The 14,863-nt window shown below is 29.1% G+C and carries 15 protein-coding genes; 3 read left to right on the top strand and 12 right to left on the bottom strand.

The features are described 5' to 3' along the window. Positions 1-15 precede the first annotated feature (15 nt). The gene (lgt, locus tag L8V82_RS04775) at positions 16-831 is read right to left on the bottom strand and encodes a prolipoprotein diacylglyceryl transferase (protein ID WP_263668983.1); all 816 of its coding nucleotides are present in this window, start codon (positions 829-831) and stop codon (positions 16-18) included. Positions 832-904: 73 nt separating this feature from the next. Here lgt and L8V82_RS04770 point away from each other — a divergent pair, with 73 nt between their 5' ends. Further along, the gene (locus tag L8V82_RS04770) at positions 905-1,699 is read left to right on the top strand and encodes a membrane lipoprotein lipid attachment site-containing protein (RefSeq protein WP_263724182.1); all 795 of its coding nucleotides are present in this window, start codon (positions 905-907) and stop codon (positions 1,697-1,699) included. Here L8V82_RS04770 and L8V82_RS04765 read toward each other — a convergent pair. From L8V82_RS04765 to L8V82_RS04740, 6 genes are read right to left on the bottom strand one after another with little or no spacing between them, the layout of a single operon-like run. Further along, positions 1,686-2,225, bottom strand: coding sequence for a hypothetical protein (locus tag L8V82_RS04765; RefSeq protein WP_257938602.1), 540 nt, complete (start codon positions 2,223-2,225; stop codon positions 1,686-1,688). The genes L8V82_RS04770 and L8V82_RS04765 overlap by 14 nt on opposite strands. Further along, on the bottom strand, positions 2,209-2,763 hold the full coding sequence (locus tag L8V82_RS04760) for a hypothetical protein (protein ID WP_039627963.1): 555 nt from the start codon (positions 2,761-2,763) through the stop codon (positions 2,209-2,211). The genes L8V82_RS04765 and L8V82_RS04760 overlap by 17 nt, the downstream gene beginning before the upstream one ends. Continuing rightward, complete coding sequence (locus L8V82_RS04755; protein ID WP_263724181.1) at positions 2,760-3,725, bottom strand: hypothetical protein; 966 nt, start codon at positions 3,723-3,725, stop codon at positions 2,760-2,762. The genes L8V82_RS04760 and L8V82_RS04755 overlap by 4 nt, the downstream gene beginning before the upstream one ends. A gap of 5 nt (positions 3,726-3,730) precedes the next feature. Then, a complete protein-coding gene (locus tag L8V82_RS04750; protein WP_263724180.1) occupies positions 3,731-4,354 on the bottom strand; it encodes a lysophospholipid acyltransferase family protein in 624 nt (207 codons plus the stop codon). Continuing rightward, on the bottom strand, positions 4,338-5,636 hold the full coding sequence (miaB, locus tag L8V82_RS04745) for a tRNA (N6-isopentenyl adenosine(37)-C2)-methylthiotransferase MiaB (RefSeq protein WP_263724179.1): 1,299 nt from the start codon (positions 5,634-5,636) through the stop codon (positions 4,338-4,340). The genes L8V82_RS04750 and miaB overlap by 17 nt, the downstream gene beginning before the upstream one ends. Continuing rightward, positions 5,633-5,875: an HP0268 family nuclease gene (locus L8V82_RS04740; RefSeq protein WP_039617566.1), complete on the bottom strand. Its 243-nt coding sequence runs from the start codon at positions 5,873-5,875 to the stop codon at positions 5,633-5,635. Before L8V82_RS04740 ends, miaB begins: the two co-directional genes overlap by 4 nt. A 123-nt stretch (positions 5,876-5,998) precedes the next feature. Between L8V82_RS04740 and nusA the strand changes: the two genes are divergently transcribed. Next, positions 5,999-7,090 carry a transcription termination factor NusA gene (gene nusA / locus L8V82_RS04735; RefSeq protein ID WP_263724178.1) on the top strand — a complete coding sequence of 364 codons (1,092 nt, stop codon included), beginning with the start codon at positions 5,999-6,001 and terminating at the stop codon, positions 7,088-7,090. Here the strand turns inward: nusA and L8V82_RS04730 are convergent. From L8V82_RS04730 to L8V82_RS04720, 3 genes are read right to left on the bottom strand one after another with little or no spacing between them, the layout of a single operon-like run. Then, positions 7,087-7,440, bottom strand: coding sequence for a membrane protein (locus L8V82_RS04730; protein ID WP_039627957.1), 354 nt, complete (start codon positions 7,438-7,440; stop codon positions 7,087-7,089). The genes nusA and L8V82_RS04730 overlap by 4 nt on opposite strands. After that, a complete protein-coding gene (locus L8V82_RS04725; protein WP_263724177.1) occupies positions 7,437-8,810 on the bottom strand; it encodes a cytochrome P450 in 1,374 nt (457 codons plus the stop codon). The genes L8V82_RS04730 and L8V82_RS04725 overlap by 4 nt, the downstream gene beginning before the upstream one ends. A 9-nt stretch (positions 8,811-8,819) precedes the next feature. After that, positions 8,820-9,950, bottom strand: a complete 1,131-nt coding sequence (locus L8V82_RS04720; protein ID WP_263724176.1) for a DUF829 domain-containing protein — start codon at positions 9,948-9,950, stop codon at positions 8,820-8,822. 163 nt (positions 9,951-10,113) lie between these two features. On the opposite strand from L8V82_RS04720, the gene L8V82_RS04715 reads away from it, so the two are divergent. Beyond that, positions 10,114-11,622 (top strand): SGNH/GDSL hydrolase family protein, encoded by a 1,509-nt coding sequence (locus tag L8V82_RS04715; RefSeq protein ID WP_263724175.1) that lies wholly within the window; start codon positions 10,114-10,116, stop codon positions 11,620-11,622. On the opposite strand, the gene L8V82_RS04710 is transcribed toward L8V82_RS04715, so the two are convergent. Both L8V82_RS04710 and L8V82_RS04705 read right to left on the bottom strand, forming a co-directional pair. Further along, entirely contained in the window at positions 11,619-12,797 is a 1,179-nt protein-coding gene (locus L8V82_RS04710) for a capsule biosynthesis protein (protein ID WP_263724174.1), read from the bottom strand. The two genes, L8V82_RS04715 and L8V82_RS04710, sit on opposite strands and share 4 nt — an antisense overlap. Beyond that, positions 12,794-14,821: a capsular polysaccharide biosynthesis protein gene (locus tag L8V82_RS04705; protein ID WP_263724173.1), complete on the bottom strand. Its 2,028-nt coding sequence runs from the start codon at positions 14,819-14,821 to the stop codon at positions 12,794-12,796. Before L8V82_RS04705 ends, L8V82_RS04710 begins: the two co-directional genes overlap by 4 nt. Between the last annotated feature and the right edge of the window lie 42 nt (positions 14,822-14,863).

Here is a 14,863-nt window from a genome sequence, read left to right as displayed (position 1 = left end):
AAAATAAATAAAAATTTATAAATTTTTTTTAATATTTCTTAAATAAAAAGATAAAAATAGTCCTAATAAAAACATTAATAAGCTCAATATCTGACCCATACTCATACCAAAAGCAACAAAGCCTATACCAAAATCAGGCTCTCTAAAAAACTCGCATACAAAGCGCGCTAGGGCATATAAAATCGTATAGTAAGCAATCAGTTCTCCATTGTATTTTTTATATTTTTTTATTAGTAATAAAATAGCAAAAACCACAAAACCTTCTAAAAATGCTTCATAAAGTTGTGAAGGATGACGCAATATCCCATCTACATAAATACCCCAAGGCACTTCTGTAGCTCTACCAAATAACTCTTGATTTAAAAAATTTCCGATACGACCAAAAATATATCCACATGGCACACTAATAGCAACTAAATCTAAATATTTCCATAAATTCTGCTTATTTTTTTTGCAAAAAGCATAAGTTGCTATCAAAAATCCCACAACAGCTCCATGATAACTCATACCCCTAATCCCTACAAATTCTCCATTATAAAAGGGATTAAAAATTTGCCAAGGATGTGTAAGATACCATAAAGTATGCGCATCATAAATTAAAATATAGCCTATTCTTGCACCTAAAATCACCCCTATTTCTACCCATATAAAATAGCTATCAAGCATAGCTTTAGAAATTCCCATATTGTCTTTAATCGCATAGTATTTTGCAACCATTAAAGCAACAAGCAAGGCTAGCACATACATAATGCCATACCAATGCACTTTTAAACCAAAAATTTCAAAAGCCACTACATCAAAATTTGCATAAATATTTTGCCAAAATTCCATAAAAAGCCCTTATTATAAAACATATAATATAGCAAAAAATTGTTATAATTATAAAAATCACAAGGAGAGAATAATGAAAAAAATATTATTATTTTTTAGCATAATTTTATTTTTAAGTGCTTGCGCCGGTAATCAAAAAACTTATTATATTTCTATGCCAAATTTTAAAAGCACTTTTGAAGAACACAACCATACAAATGCTAATAGTCCTAAAGTCAAAATCAATGATGTAGAAATTATAAAAAGTACTTTTTATAGTTCATATTTTGAGCAATCTACTCTAAATCAAAGAATTAATAAAAGCTTAGAATTACTCAAAAAACAACTTTTAGAAGATAGCAAAGCATTGCTTCAAAGTAAAGGATATACTATAGATAATGAAAATCCTGATTATGCTTTTAATATAGTTATTAATGCTAATTTATATGAAGATAAGGTTACAAGAAATTCAAGTCTTGGAGGCGATAGTGTGGAGTCTTCTTTTATGATTATTTTAGAAGCTCAAAGTCATTTAAATAATTTACATCAAGAAGATACTTTTCAAAGCACAACAAGCTCGGCAAAACTAAATGATCCTATTATTTTAAATTATCCTATAAAAGGTCAAGCAAGCATAGAAAGCTTTAGAGAGGTATACAGTGCTGTTCCTACTCAGCTTAATGAAAGTCTTGCGGCTAGCGCTTTAGAAATTGATAAAGTTTTTGTTGCTTTTTATAAAGAAATCACATCTAGTTTAAAAACTAGTGTAAAAGAAATCAAAGAAGAACCAAAAACACAAGAAAGCTCAGAAGTTCAAGATGCAAAACAAGATGATAAAGAAGAAAAAGCTACTCCTTATCAAAATAATGAAGTAATCATCTTTGAATAGCTTGTGCGTAAAACACTTTGATCTTAAATTTAAGATTAATGTGTTTTTCTTCGGATTTAAACTCCACAGGAGTGCTAACTTCTATTAAATTTTTATATCTTTGCAAATCATTTAAAAAAGAATAAAAAGCTTGAGGATTTTTCATCTTTACATTAGCTCCAAATTGGTATTTTAAATACTCTTGCTCTTTTTTAATGGGAATGAGATTGATTTTAACATCATCAAAGTAATTTTTCATAAATTCTAATAATTCTTTTTGTGAAAATTCTGCATTGATTTGAGCTAAATTTTGCGCATTTACCTTTTGAAACTCATCAATAACTTTTTCTAAAGCTTGCAACTCATTTATTGCTTTAGTATTTTGAATTTGCTGGGTTGCTAATCTTGAATGTTCGATTTTATAATCTTTCAAAAAAGGCACGATTAAAAATAAAATCAAAATCGCACAAAGCGCTACAAATGAAAAAGAATAAATTAATATCTTTAATACATCAGCTTCTTCTAAGCTCTTATCGTTTTTGCTCATACATTTCCTCTGGTATAGTGATATTTACACTTACAAAGCGATACCACCCATTTTCTAATTGATAATAACTTGTTTGAGAATTGGAAAAAATACTTCTTAATGGAGCCTCTAATAATAATGCAAACATTTCTTTAGTAGGTGTAATGCCTCTTAAAATAAGCGATCTATCTTCCATTAAAACCTCATCTAAAGATATATTTTTAGGCACTAGAGTAAAAAGATTTTGAATACTTTTTAATAAAACTTTATTTTTACCATTTTCTTGCTCTTGCTCTAAATCTCCCAAAATCAACTCTGCTTTATCATTTTGTCTTACTAATTCTTGATATTTAAGCTTATTAGCATTAATTTGAGCTATGATTTGAGCTAATTCTTCTTTTTTATTATCAAGTTGTACAGACGCATAATAGCTTTTAAAAACAACCACAATAAATACTACAAAAATCAAAGCAACACTAATACTAGTAAAATAAATCCAAATTCTAGTAAAAAGATTAAAAACAGGTTTTATCTTAGGTTTGATTAGACTATATCTCATAGTTTTAAGTCCTTCACCATAAGTTCATTCATCAAATTTAAAGTATCTACAAGTTCTACTTTAGGTTTTATAAAAAGCTCATTTTCTAAATAATCAAGCGAGGTTGGGCTAAAACTTTCCTCATCAAAAATCACAATTTCTTCTAAAAAGCTATTATCATACAAAGGATTTTGATAAAATTCTTTTACACTTGAAATGATGTATTCTATCATTTTCATATCTGAGCTAAAATTTTCTAAAGACTCGATAGGAAGCTCTTCTTTTTCTTCATCTAATTCCTCAAGTTTATCAAGCTCTTGACTCATTTCTTCTAAACTTTTTAAATCATAATTTTGCTCATTTTCTTCTTCTTGATTTTCATCATCAATTTGTAAATCAAATTCTTCTTTAATATCATCAAAAAAATCATCTTCATCATAATTTTGACTAGCTATATTAAAATAACTTCCAAACAATATAGCTTCATTTTTACAAATTAACATCGCAACAAAATCATGGTATCTATATACATAAAGACCTATTTTTTCTTCAAAACCTCTATTTGCCATACAATGATAAAGCAAAGAAAAAGGCGAATAAAGCAAATCCAAACCGCCAAAAACCTCATAATCTTGTTCATATGAGCTTAAAGAATGATTAGATGCATACAATAAACCATTATTAAAAGAAATACATTTGACACTACTTGCATCGACACCAAAATTGGAAAGATCTTTAAAATTTGAGCTTGGCACAACGCCTTGAGCAATAGGAGTAAAAAAAGTACATATATAATAAATTTGAAAATCTTTAGTTAAATTTTTTACATATTCTATGGCTTTTTCTTTATCTTCAAAGCTTTTTTCAAAAGTATCAACAGCTTGGGATTTTTTCCAAGTATGACATCTTATAATGTATTGTTTTTCATCATAGCAAATACAAACTAAAAGTTGTAAAATATACTTTCTAAAAAAAGATAACATAGTGTTTATCCTTTGTCTATTTGACTTATCATATCAAATTTTTCTTTTATCAATACTTTAGCTTCTTCTAAATTTAAATTTTGTATTTTGATTTCTTCACTTAGTCTATAGGTAATCTTAGAAAAAGGTTTAGGTAAGATCATTTTATCCCAACTTTTAAATTCCCAAAAAGAGCTTGCTTCATAATTTAGCAAAAAAAGTGGAGCATTTTTTTTCAAAGCTATCATCACAGAACCATCTGAAACACTATGATAAGGTCCTCTTGGCCCATCTGGAGTGATAATCACATCATCGCCTTGATCTAAAATTTTAAAAGATTGTTTTAATAAAGCCAAAGCACCTTTACTTGTACTACCTCTTAAAGTATCCAAACCAAAAAAAGTAATATTTCTAGCAATGATTTCTCCATCTTTATGGTGTGAAATCATCACATAAGCCTTTTTTCCTTTAATACCCATTTTACGATAGGCAAAAGGCATGAGAGCAAGACGCCCATGCCAAAAAAGTATCACACATGATCTTTTTGGAAGCTTTTGCCCTAAATAAACCTTTCTACAAGTTAAAAAAATCAGCCATTGTAATAAAAAAATTCCAAAAGCTAAAAGATTAATCTTAAAGGATTTCGCCATTTAACACCATACGCCTAGGATTGGTGATTTTTACTTTTTTCATTTGTCCTAATAACTCTTCACTACCTTTAACTTGAATCAAAAAGTTATTATCACTTCTACCTGCTACAAAACCTTCACTTCTTAATTCTTCAAATAAAACTTCAAATTCTTTATCTTTTTGTTTTGCAACAATTTCATCTAAAATTTCTGTATGTCTAGCTTGTAAAATACTCAAGCGTTTTGAAGCTATATCATCAGGAATTTGATTTGGCATAGTTGCAGCTTTAGTTAGTGGTCTTTTAGAGTATTTAAAAGAAAACATTTGTTCAAAACGCACTTTTTCAAGTACATCCATAGTATCTTCAAAATCTTTATCACTCTCACCTGGAAAAGCTACAATCACATCAGTAGAAATACTCACATCCTCACACATAGAACGCAATTTCAATGCTCTATCTAAATACCACTCTTTAGTATAACCACGTTTCATAGCTTTTAAAATTTCACTCGAACCACTTTGTAAAGGCATATGCATAGACTTACACACTTTAGGATTTTTAGAAAAAACCTCTAAAAATCTATCATCCATATGCAATGGATGTGGGCTTGTAAAGCGGATACGCTCTAGACCTTCAATTTCACTTAGTCTTTCTAAAAGATCTGAAAAATTAATCTTTTCATGTGCATTAGAAAATCTTTTGCCATAATTATTAACATTTTGTCCTAGTAAAAAAATCTCTTTAGCACCTTTAGAAACAGCTTTTAATGCTTCATTTTTAATAATCTCAAAAGGTATAGAAATCTCATCTCCTCTTGTATGAGGCACTATACAATAAGTACAATGTTTATCACAACCTATGGAGATATTAATATAAGTCTTATAAAGACTATTTCTAAAATCTGCAAAAGCATAATTACTCTCATCAAAATCTATATCATTGCCTAAAAATTTTGGCGTATTTACAGCCTTTGTGATTTTAGAAACATTTCTAGCACCCAAAACAAAATCCACATTTGGAGCACGCTTAAAAATCTCATCTCCCAAATGTGAAGCGGTGCAACCACAAACTCCTATTTTAGCTCCATTTTTTTTGATTTTTTCAAAACTACCAACTTCTGAAAAAAGCTTATGCACAGGCTTTTCACGCACTGAGCAAGTATTGATTAAAATCAAATCTGCTTCTTTTGCATCTTGAGTTAATTCATAATTTTCTTTTTCTTTAAGTTCGGCTATCATATGCTCTGAATCACGCACATTCATAGCACAACCTAAAGTTTGTATAAAAAGTTTTTTACTCAAAGAATGTGTACCTCATACATAAAATCTGTATCATCTAAACCATATTTGATCGTTCTATGATAAACACATTTTCCTTTTTTTTCAAAATGCTCTACCAAAGCAATTAATTGCTTATGTGCATTGTCTTTATCAAAATAGAAAAATTTTTGACCTTCTTTATCTACAGCCTTTTCAATACTTTCTAAACTTATACTTTTTGGCTTTTCATCAACAGAGGTTCTTGCTATTTTTAAATCCATATCATCATCCTCAAGTTTTTTTAATCTGAAATTATAGCAAATTTTACTTTTAATTAAACTTATTAAAGATATAATTTTATTCTTCAAACTTTTAAAATCCAAAATTAAGGTTGTATTGTCATTATGGAAAAAATCACAGATATAATTGAATCCATTGCTAATGAGAAAAATTTACAAATAGAAGATGTCAGAGAAAGAGTTAAAAAAGCGCTTATTAATACTGCTAAGAAAATTTATGGTGATAAGTATGAATTTTTTGTTGATTCAGGTAAAAATTTACAACTTTACCAAAAAATCATCGTAGTAGCTGATAATGATGAAAGATTAGAAAATGAAAATGAGCATTTTATCGCTTTAAGTAAAGCAAGAGTGGAAGCTAAAGATGTAGAAATTGGTGATGAGCTAACTTATGAATGTTCTTTGGAAAATTTAGGTCGTACTGCTGTAAATATCTTACATAAAGAATTAGAATACAATATACAAAAACTCTTAGAAGAAAAAATCTATGAAAAATACCAAAAAATGGTAGGACATATGGTTTTTGGTAGCGTAGTAAGAGTAGATAGTGAAGAAAATACTTATGTAGAAATTGATGAGTTTCGTGCATATTTACCTAGAAAAAATCGTATCAAAGGTGAAAAATTTAAAGTTGGCGATGTGATTAAGGCTGTTATTAGACATGTATATATTGATAAATCAGGTATGAGAATGGAGCTTAGTAGAACTAGCCCTAAATTTTTAGAAGCTTTATTAAAAGCTGAAGTCCCTGAAATCAAAGATGGTCTTATAAATATTTATGCAAGTGCAAGAATTCCAGGCGAGAGAGCAAAAATCATCTTGCAAGCTAATAGTCCAAGCGTTGATGCAGTAGGAGCAACTGTGGGCATAAAAGGAGTTAGAATCAATGCTGTAAGCAAAGAATTAAAAAATGAAAATATCGACTGCATTGAGTATTCTAATGAAATGGCAATTTTAATCACAAGAAGCTTAGCTCCAGCCATTATAAACTCAGTTAGTATTGAAGATAAAAAGGCTATTGTAACGCTAAATAGTGAGCAAAAAAGCAAAGCCATAGGAAAAAGTGGTATTAATATACGCTTAGCTAGCATGCTTCTTAGATATGAGATAGAGCTTAATGAAGTAAATAATGAAGATAAAACTAATAACCAAGAAGAAGCATTTAAAAATCTTAAAGCTTTATTTGGAGAAAATTAAAGTTGCTTACCGACAGTTTGTTCGGTAAGCTTTCTTTCTAAAACTAAATCCACTATAGGTTGTTCTCTTTTATTTGCCTTTTGGCAATGATTTTTGTCAAAAAAATCTGTGATTTTAATAACTATTTTAGCCCATCTTTTATCACGTTCTCTCCAAGCATGAGATGATAAAGACTCCCAAGCATAACCATTAAACAAAGTAGCATTGACAAAATGATCAAGTGCTCTCACACCTTGTCTAACCCTAGCAGGATTACCAAAAGTACCTACTATAACAATAAAAAGATAACTAATCACCGCTAAAGGAACGATAGCACAAAGCAGTATGGTTCCTGCTAATTTTTCTTTCATTTTTGCCTTTTTATAAATCTTATATTCATACCATTTGCTGATCTTATAGTCAGTCTTCCTACTATATCAGGTACAAAATTTTCTTCTAATTCTAACTTATAAGTCCTTAAAATATTAGCTAAAATCAAAACAGCCTCTTGCATAGCAAAGCCCTGCCCTATACACACACGCTCTCCCATACCAAAAGGCATATAAGTGTCTTTTTTAATCTTGCTTTTATCTTCATGGCGACTTGGATCAAACTCATGCGGATTTTCCCAAAAACTATCATGTCTATGGATAAGCCATGGAGCTACCACTACGCCTGAGCCTTTTTTGATGAGCTTATCTCTCATTTTGTTATCATTTCTTGCTTCTCTAGCAAAAAAGCCAACTGGCGGATAAAGTCTTAAACTTTCTTTAAACACATTTGTAAGATATTTCATCGCTCTAATATGCTCTATTTTAAACTCCTCATCACCTGCAACTTGCATGATTTCTTCATAAGCTTTTTGTTGCTCATTTGGAGAAATACTTAAAATATATAGCGTCCAAGTTAGCGAGCTTGCAGTAGTCTCATGGCCTGCTAAGAAAAGCATGGCAACTTGGTCTAAAATTTCATCAAAAGAAAATCTCTCATTGGTATCTGCATCTACCACCATAAGTAAAGATGATAAAATATCTTCATATTTTCCTTGATCATTTAGGGCATTATCATATCTTGGCTTTATAATATCTGATAAAACCTTGCGTATAACTCCACCTGCTTTAAGTCTTTTTCTCTCGCCCAAAAGATTTGAAAGCCAAGTTGGGAAACGAAACATTCTTCGCATAGCTGTTTTAACTGTTTCTTCTTGCACAGTTACAAAAGCATCCAAAACAAGTTTACCTTTTTGCTCATCAAGTTTTGATGACATGATAGTTCTAAAAATCACATCTGCAGTCACAAAAGTCATAGCTTCATCTACTTCTATAATCGCTTTATCTTCATACTTTGCAAATCTTGCCATCATATCAGAAGCTGCTTCACTCATCAAATTAAAAACCTTAGAAATCCTTGTCATTTCAAAAGAAGGTCTTAAAAGCTCTCTTTGCTTTTCCCATACTCTATCATTAGTTGTAAAAATGCTTATGCCCAAAAGTGGCTCTAAAAGCTCATGTAAAAGTTGGCTTTTTGGGTATTCTCTAACCTCATCTACCATAATGCGTCTAACTTCTTTTGGATCATTTACTACATATAGATCAAAGCCAGGCATTTTTACTCTACCCATCATCATTTTATAGCTTCGCTCATAAAGTCCATCAAGCCAAGATCTTCTTTTTAGTAAAAAAGTAGTTAATGTAGAAGCTTTATTTTTATAAGGCTTTGGATGAAAAGGACACTGACCCATGTTTTTCTCCTATTTGATTTTTTCTTCTAATTTATTTTTGCCTATGACAAATTCAAAAAAGTTATACACCCCTTGAATTTGTGTGGCAAATAAATATAAAAAATGTGCTTTATATTTGTCTTTTTTGATTTTTTTATAATCTTTACTTTTATATAAGGTATGAAATTTAGCCGAAAGGTATTTTGGACTAAATTGTGCTTTTACTCCACTTGTGCGTATAAAATCAACTTGTGCAAAACAAGCCCCATCGATAATAGAGGTAAAATCATACCATATTAAATTTTTACTTCCTAAATATTCTAAGTCTTTTCTAAACCCAAAAGATCTTTTTTGATAGCTTACCAAAGGTATGCACTCACCTAAAGTTAAAACCTTTAAATTTTCAAAAGAAATATTTTCTTTTTCACATTTTCTAAGCACTTTTGCTAAAACATTTATACAAAGTACCGTTCCTACACTATGTGCGCTTAAGATGAGCTCATAGTTTTTATCATTTACATTTTCTTTTAGTTTTTCAAAAATAACCCTAGCAAAATCATCCATTCTTAATTCAAGTTCACCTTGAGAATTTTTCTCCCAGTTTGCACAAAAAGAACAAATTCTAGCTATCCAAAAAACAGCTAATTTCTTGCCTAGTTTATAAAGCATTTTTGGCAAAAATACTAATGATAAAATAAATGCTAAAATTCCCAAAACAATATGAAAATTTTGCAAATAAAACAAACTTCCAAAAGCACAAAATAAAGTAAAAATCAAACTCAAAAGTACATAAAAAAATGGATAATAACCTGTGATAAGTTGGTGCGGGGATTCTTTACCAAATTTTAAAAAAAGCCCTGTGATGGTATAAATTCTAAAAAAACTATAACAATCACTCAAAGCATCTTTTATACCTTCTGACCAGTTTTTTTTGACTATATCATTCCAGCTTAAAAAGGTATAAGTAGTACTTGTATGTGGGGTTTGAATTTGCCAAAAAGCATATGCATCAACCTGAGCTTTTGATAAAGTATAATCATAATTTAAAAGTATATTTTGCTCGGTTAAATTTTTTTTAAACATAGCATAATAATGCCTATATCCTCTAGGATCATAACCAGCTATATAAAAAACATCTCTTTTTTGACACAATTTATCCATTAAAATCCCAAATAAACTCAAAATGAATTTAAAAATATAGCTAAAGTTGTTATCTTTGTCAAATGCTTATTTAAAGGCAAAATGAGGTGTTTTTACTCTGAAATTATTCATTAAAAAATATTTTATAAAATAAATAAAAAATTATAAAATCAAGAAAGAACTTATGAATATAATCTTACTAGGTGGTAGCAATAGTGTAGTTAAAAATGGTCTTAGAATAGGTCTTGAAAATAAAGACATTACGCTACATAATTACGCTTTAGGGCTTAGCACTTCTTTGCAAAATCTTTATGAGTTAATACGCCATAAAGATACTATAAATAAAAGTGATTACATCATCAGCGAATCAAATATCAACGATTATCTAAGTCCTATGAGTTTAAATATTATACTTAGAAATATTGACTATTTTTATGAAGAACTTTACAAAGCAAACAAAATTACCATAGTGCTTATACTCCCCATACCAGCTTACAATGACAAATCAAAAGCTATCAATGAAGCTCATAGGAAAAATTGTGCGTATTATGGTTTTAATCTAATCGATGTAGACTTTTACTATCAAAAAAATAATCTTTATGATTTTGATCAAAACTATAAATTCCACTCCATGCCACTAGCTATGCAAGAACTTGGAAAAAACATCATTAAAAATTTACATAGCTTTAAAAAATCCAAAGAAAATATCATTTGCTCAAAAAGAAAATACCATATCTTTGCACCTTCAAATTCAACTAAAATAGAGTATAAAAACTCATTTTTTTGCGAAAAAACTACAAAGATTAAAGCTAGTGAAAAAATCGTTTTTCCAAAAGAGTTAAAAAACTATCAAATCTTAGGCATACATACTTGGAATCACACTAACTCATCAACCCATGCCATATCATCTATAAGTATTGAAAACTCATCTTTTAAATTAATAAAAAATTTTGGACTTATCAATACTTTTCAAGATATACAAAATGAAAAAGCAATTTGTGATGAGCAAACATTTTTGTATGTTAATATGCAAATTATCAAGCAAAGTGAAGAAAGTTCAGGCTTAAGCATAGCAAATAAAAAAACACCAAGGCTTGATTATGTGGACTTAATAGGAATTTTACTTTTAGAAAATGATAATGATAAAAAAATTGAATGTAAAAATTATCTTGTAAATACCCATGATTCTTTAATACCACCTATAGCATTTTATAAAGAATTAGTGCTAGAATACCATGAACTAAAAAAACTTGATATGCAAACATTTTTACAAAGTCAAAATCATAATCTTTTGTGTTTTTTAAATCACAAAGGCTTAAAAAATGAATATGAAATATTCATCCACCAAAACAATAAACTTTATGGAGCTATCTTAAGGATAAAAGAAAGACTAAGCTATAAGCTTGGGGAAGCTATCATGAAAAATAGTAAAAGTTATCTAGGATATTTTAAAATACCTTTTGAACTAAGAAAAATCAAAAAAGAGCATTTTAAAAATCAAAAAGAACAAAAAAATCTGCCTCCACTAAAAGCTTATGCAGACTATAAACACGCTCAAATAGCCAAAACACATTTGCCTTATCTTTTAGGCAATGCACTTTTACAAGCTTCAAGAACTCCTTTTAAAATAGGCTATTTAAGCTTACCTTTTAAACTAAAAAAAATTGCAAAAAACTATAAAAAGAAATTTTAATCTAAACTAGTATTTTTGAAAAAATTTCCATTAATTTGAGTTTTATATATCACATAGTTTCTAAATTTAGCATGCAAAACCGCATCAGGTTTATAAGCTCTGCATTCTTTCCAAAAAGTATGCAAGCTTTTTTGATAAGTCAAACCTTCAATATCATAAAATGCTTTTCCCATAACTTTTAAAGGGCTATTGTGATATAAAGCAGAAAGTCCTACTGTACTATTTATAACTATAGTACCTCTTGCATTAACTAAAAGCGTAGGCAAATGCAAATCATGTATATATAAAATTCTACCCTCAACATTGTATTTTAAACTCAAATCTTCTATAAGTTTAGCATAGTCTCTATAGCCACGATCCATAGGATGATGTTTAAAAACTAGATATGACTTTGCCTTAGCATGATTAGCAAAAGAGATGATCACTTCTTCTATAAATTTTTCTGTAGTTTTTTTATAATGATGAGATAGTTGAGTATCATTATGCACTTGCAAAATAGCTAAAAAATACTTTTGTTTTAGAGAAAGAATTTTTTCATTTAAACTTTTTTCTGTGATTTTGTATTTGTTTTTTCTATATACTGAACAAAGCCAAGGTAAAAAGTCAAATAATTTTAAACTTCTATGATGTAAAGAATTGTTAAAATACCAAGAAAATAAAAAAGCAAAAAGCCAGTATAAAAATGAAGCAAAGGCCATATTTTTAAAAGTGCTTGAGAAGGTTTTAAATTTAAAATCTTTATCAAATTTTTTCTGACTTAGATAAAATTCTTTTTCTCTTGGTAAAGTGGAGTTTGCATTCACTCCATCTTTTTCAAAAGTAATGAAGTTTGGTCTTATATAACCTTCTTCAAAAATCCATACTTCAATACCCATTTGCTTAGCAACACTAATGGCTATCTCATGTACTTTTCTACAATCATTATACATCAAGATAACTTGAATTTGTTTTTCTTCAAAAAGCTTTTTATAAAAGTCTTCAAGCTCGGCTAAACTTTTAGTATAATTAATACTTTTAAAAGGATAAAAGAAAAAATCCCCTCCATTAAAATTTACTTTATAAACCTTAGCTTTTGGAATTTTTGTAGCAATTTTACGAAAAAACCCTCCCACAGGCCCTTGGAGCAATAAAACATTTTTACCAGAAAATTTTTTTAACTTTTTACTTAAATTCATCTAATCAAAATAAATTCTACTAATCTTCTTATTTTTCTTAATATATAAATTCTTATATCTATAAACCAACGCAAATAAAATTTAGAAAAATAATCTTTTTGCATTTTTAACATTATATCTAATGCAAGCTCAACTTCACATAAATTTTTACTTTTTGGATGGATGTATCTTGGATAAAGGATCAAAACGCCAGCAACAAGCTCTTCTAAACTAAGCATTCTTGTGCGTCTTGGAATTTCATGTAAATCGCTTGTCAAACCCCAACCTGCATAAAAAGGCTTACCATAGACCACAACTTTTTTACCACGCAAAAGAGCGTCAAAACCGCTTGTAGAGGTTATGGTATGCACTTCATCACATGCATTTATAGCACTATCTATACTGACATTTTCTATAATTTCATCACAATATTTTAAAATAATGTTTTTATCTTTTAAACCTTTGCGGTTACCGCTTAAAACATCAGGGTGAGGTTTAAAAACTATGAAGGCATTTTCGTTGGCCTCTCTTACACATTGTAAAAGTTTTAAGGTATCACAACCTGCACCACCTAAGATCATAGAAACATCATCTTCTACTTGAGCTGGGATTAAAATAACTTTTTTATTTGTATTAAAATTTAATGCTTCATGTTTTAAACCATTATACTTTGAAAATTTATTGTGTGTAATGGTAGTGATGAGTTTTTTAGCTCTTTGTTTTAAGCTTTCATCGAAAATGTGATTTTGCAAAATATCTTCTAAATCACTTGGCTTACTTGGATCAACATACAAGCCTTTACTATCTACTATCAAAGAAAAAGGACGTGTAAGATCTGAACCTAAAAAAACAGAGCGTAAAAAGCCATCTTCTACTAGAAAAATTGCATTTTTAAAATCTTTAGCTAGTAAAGCTTTATCATGCTTTTTACCCCAAATGAAAATTTTATCTTCAAGATTTAAATTCGCTTTGTAAAGTTCTTCTAGTGAGTTTAAAAAAATGATTTTACTATTCTTGGCTTTAAAAAATGGTTTCATAAACCAACGCTTCCACAAAGTAAAACCTAAAAAATACAAAGTATTTGAATTAGCATGCTCTATCTTTTTATACTTTGCTAGGGTATAAATGGTATCAAAAATATCACTTTTTTGATTTAAGTAAGGATTAAAATACTCACTATATAAAATATAAGTAGCATAAAAAACCTCTTCTAAAGTTCTTTTTTTAAATCTTCTTTTGCACGCTTGTTTATCTTGAGTCAAACCCCAACCTGCATAAAATGGCATGCCATAACACACACATTCGCGTTCTAACATCAAAGCTTCAAAGCCCATACCAGAAGTCTTGGTATAGACTTTTTTAAAATAGCTTAATAATTCTACGGGATTATAATTTTCTTTTATAACTACACATTTGCTTGGTAAATCTTGTGCGTTAAAATCACTTTGTTTATTACCGCTAAAAACATCAGGATGAATTTTAATGTATATTTTAGCATTTGGATTTTCTTTGATAGCATCATTTATGATATCTTGAGTTGAAAAACCCTCAGCTAAGCCAAATTTAAGAGAAGCGTCATTTGCTACTTGAGTGATAATTAATACGCGTTCTTCGTTAGCGCTAAAAAGCTCTTTTGGCACGCAAAGATTATTATTATACTTGCTAAGTTTTTCTTTTTTTATAAGCTCTATGGCCTTTTTTGCTTGCTCTAGTTCTTCGGTACTAAACTCATAAGTATTTAAAATCTTTTCAAGTTTAGATGGTGCAGTCGCATCATAGTAAATTCCCACATCATCTTTGACGATAGAAAAACTTGGACTATTGTCTATACCTAAATTTAATGAGCGCAAAAAGCCATCTTCTAAAAGCAAAAATTTTACATTGTGCTTTTTAGCTAGCTCTATGGCTTTTAAACCTGACTTTTTTCTACCCCAACCTACAAAAATACCTTCTTTAACGATGTTTTTGCAGAGATGGCATGAAGTTATCTTATAAAAGTTTTTAACATTTTTTTTTAATCTTTTAGACGTGGTATATAATTTCATAAATCTCTCTTTAAATTAAAGATAGATTATATCAAATTTTTA

The organism is Campylobacter sp. IFREMER_LSEM_CL2151, from assembly GCF_025771725.1.
GTDB classification, from domain to species: domain Bacteria; phylum Campylobacterota; class Campylobacteria; order Campylobacterales; family Campylobacteraceae; genus Campylobacter_D; species Campylobacter_D lari_C.
The sequence above is the reverse complement of the archived record's forward strand: the minus strand, read 5'-3'. Positions and strand labels throughout refer to the sequence as shown.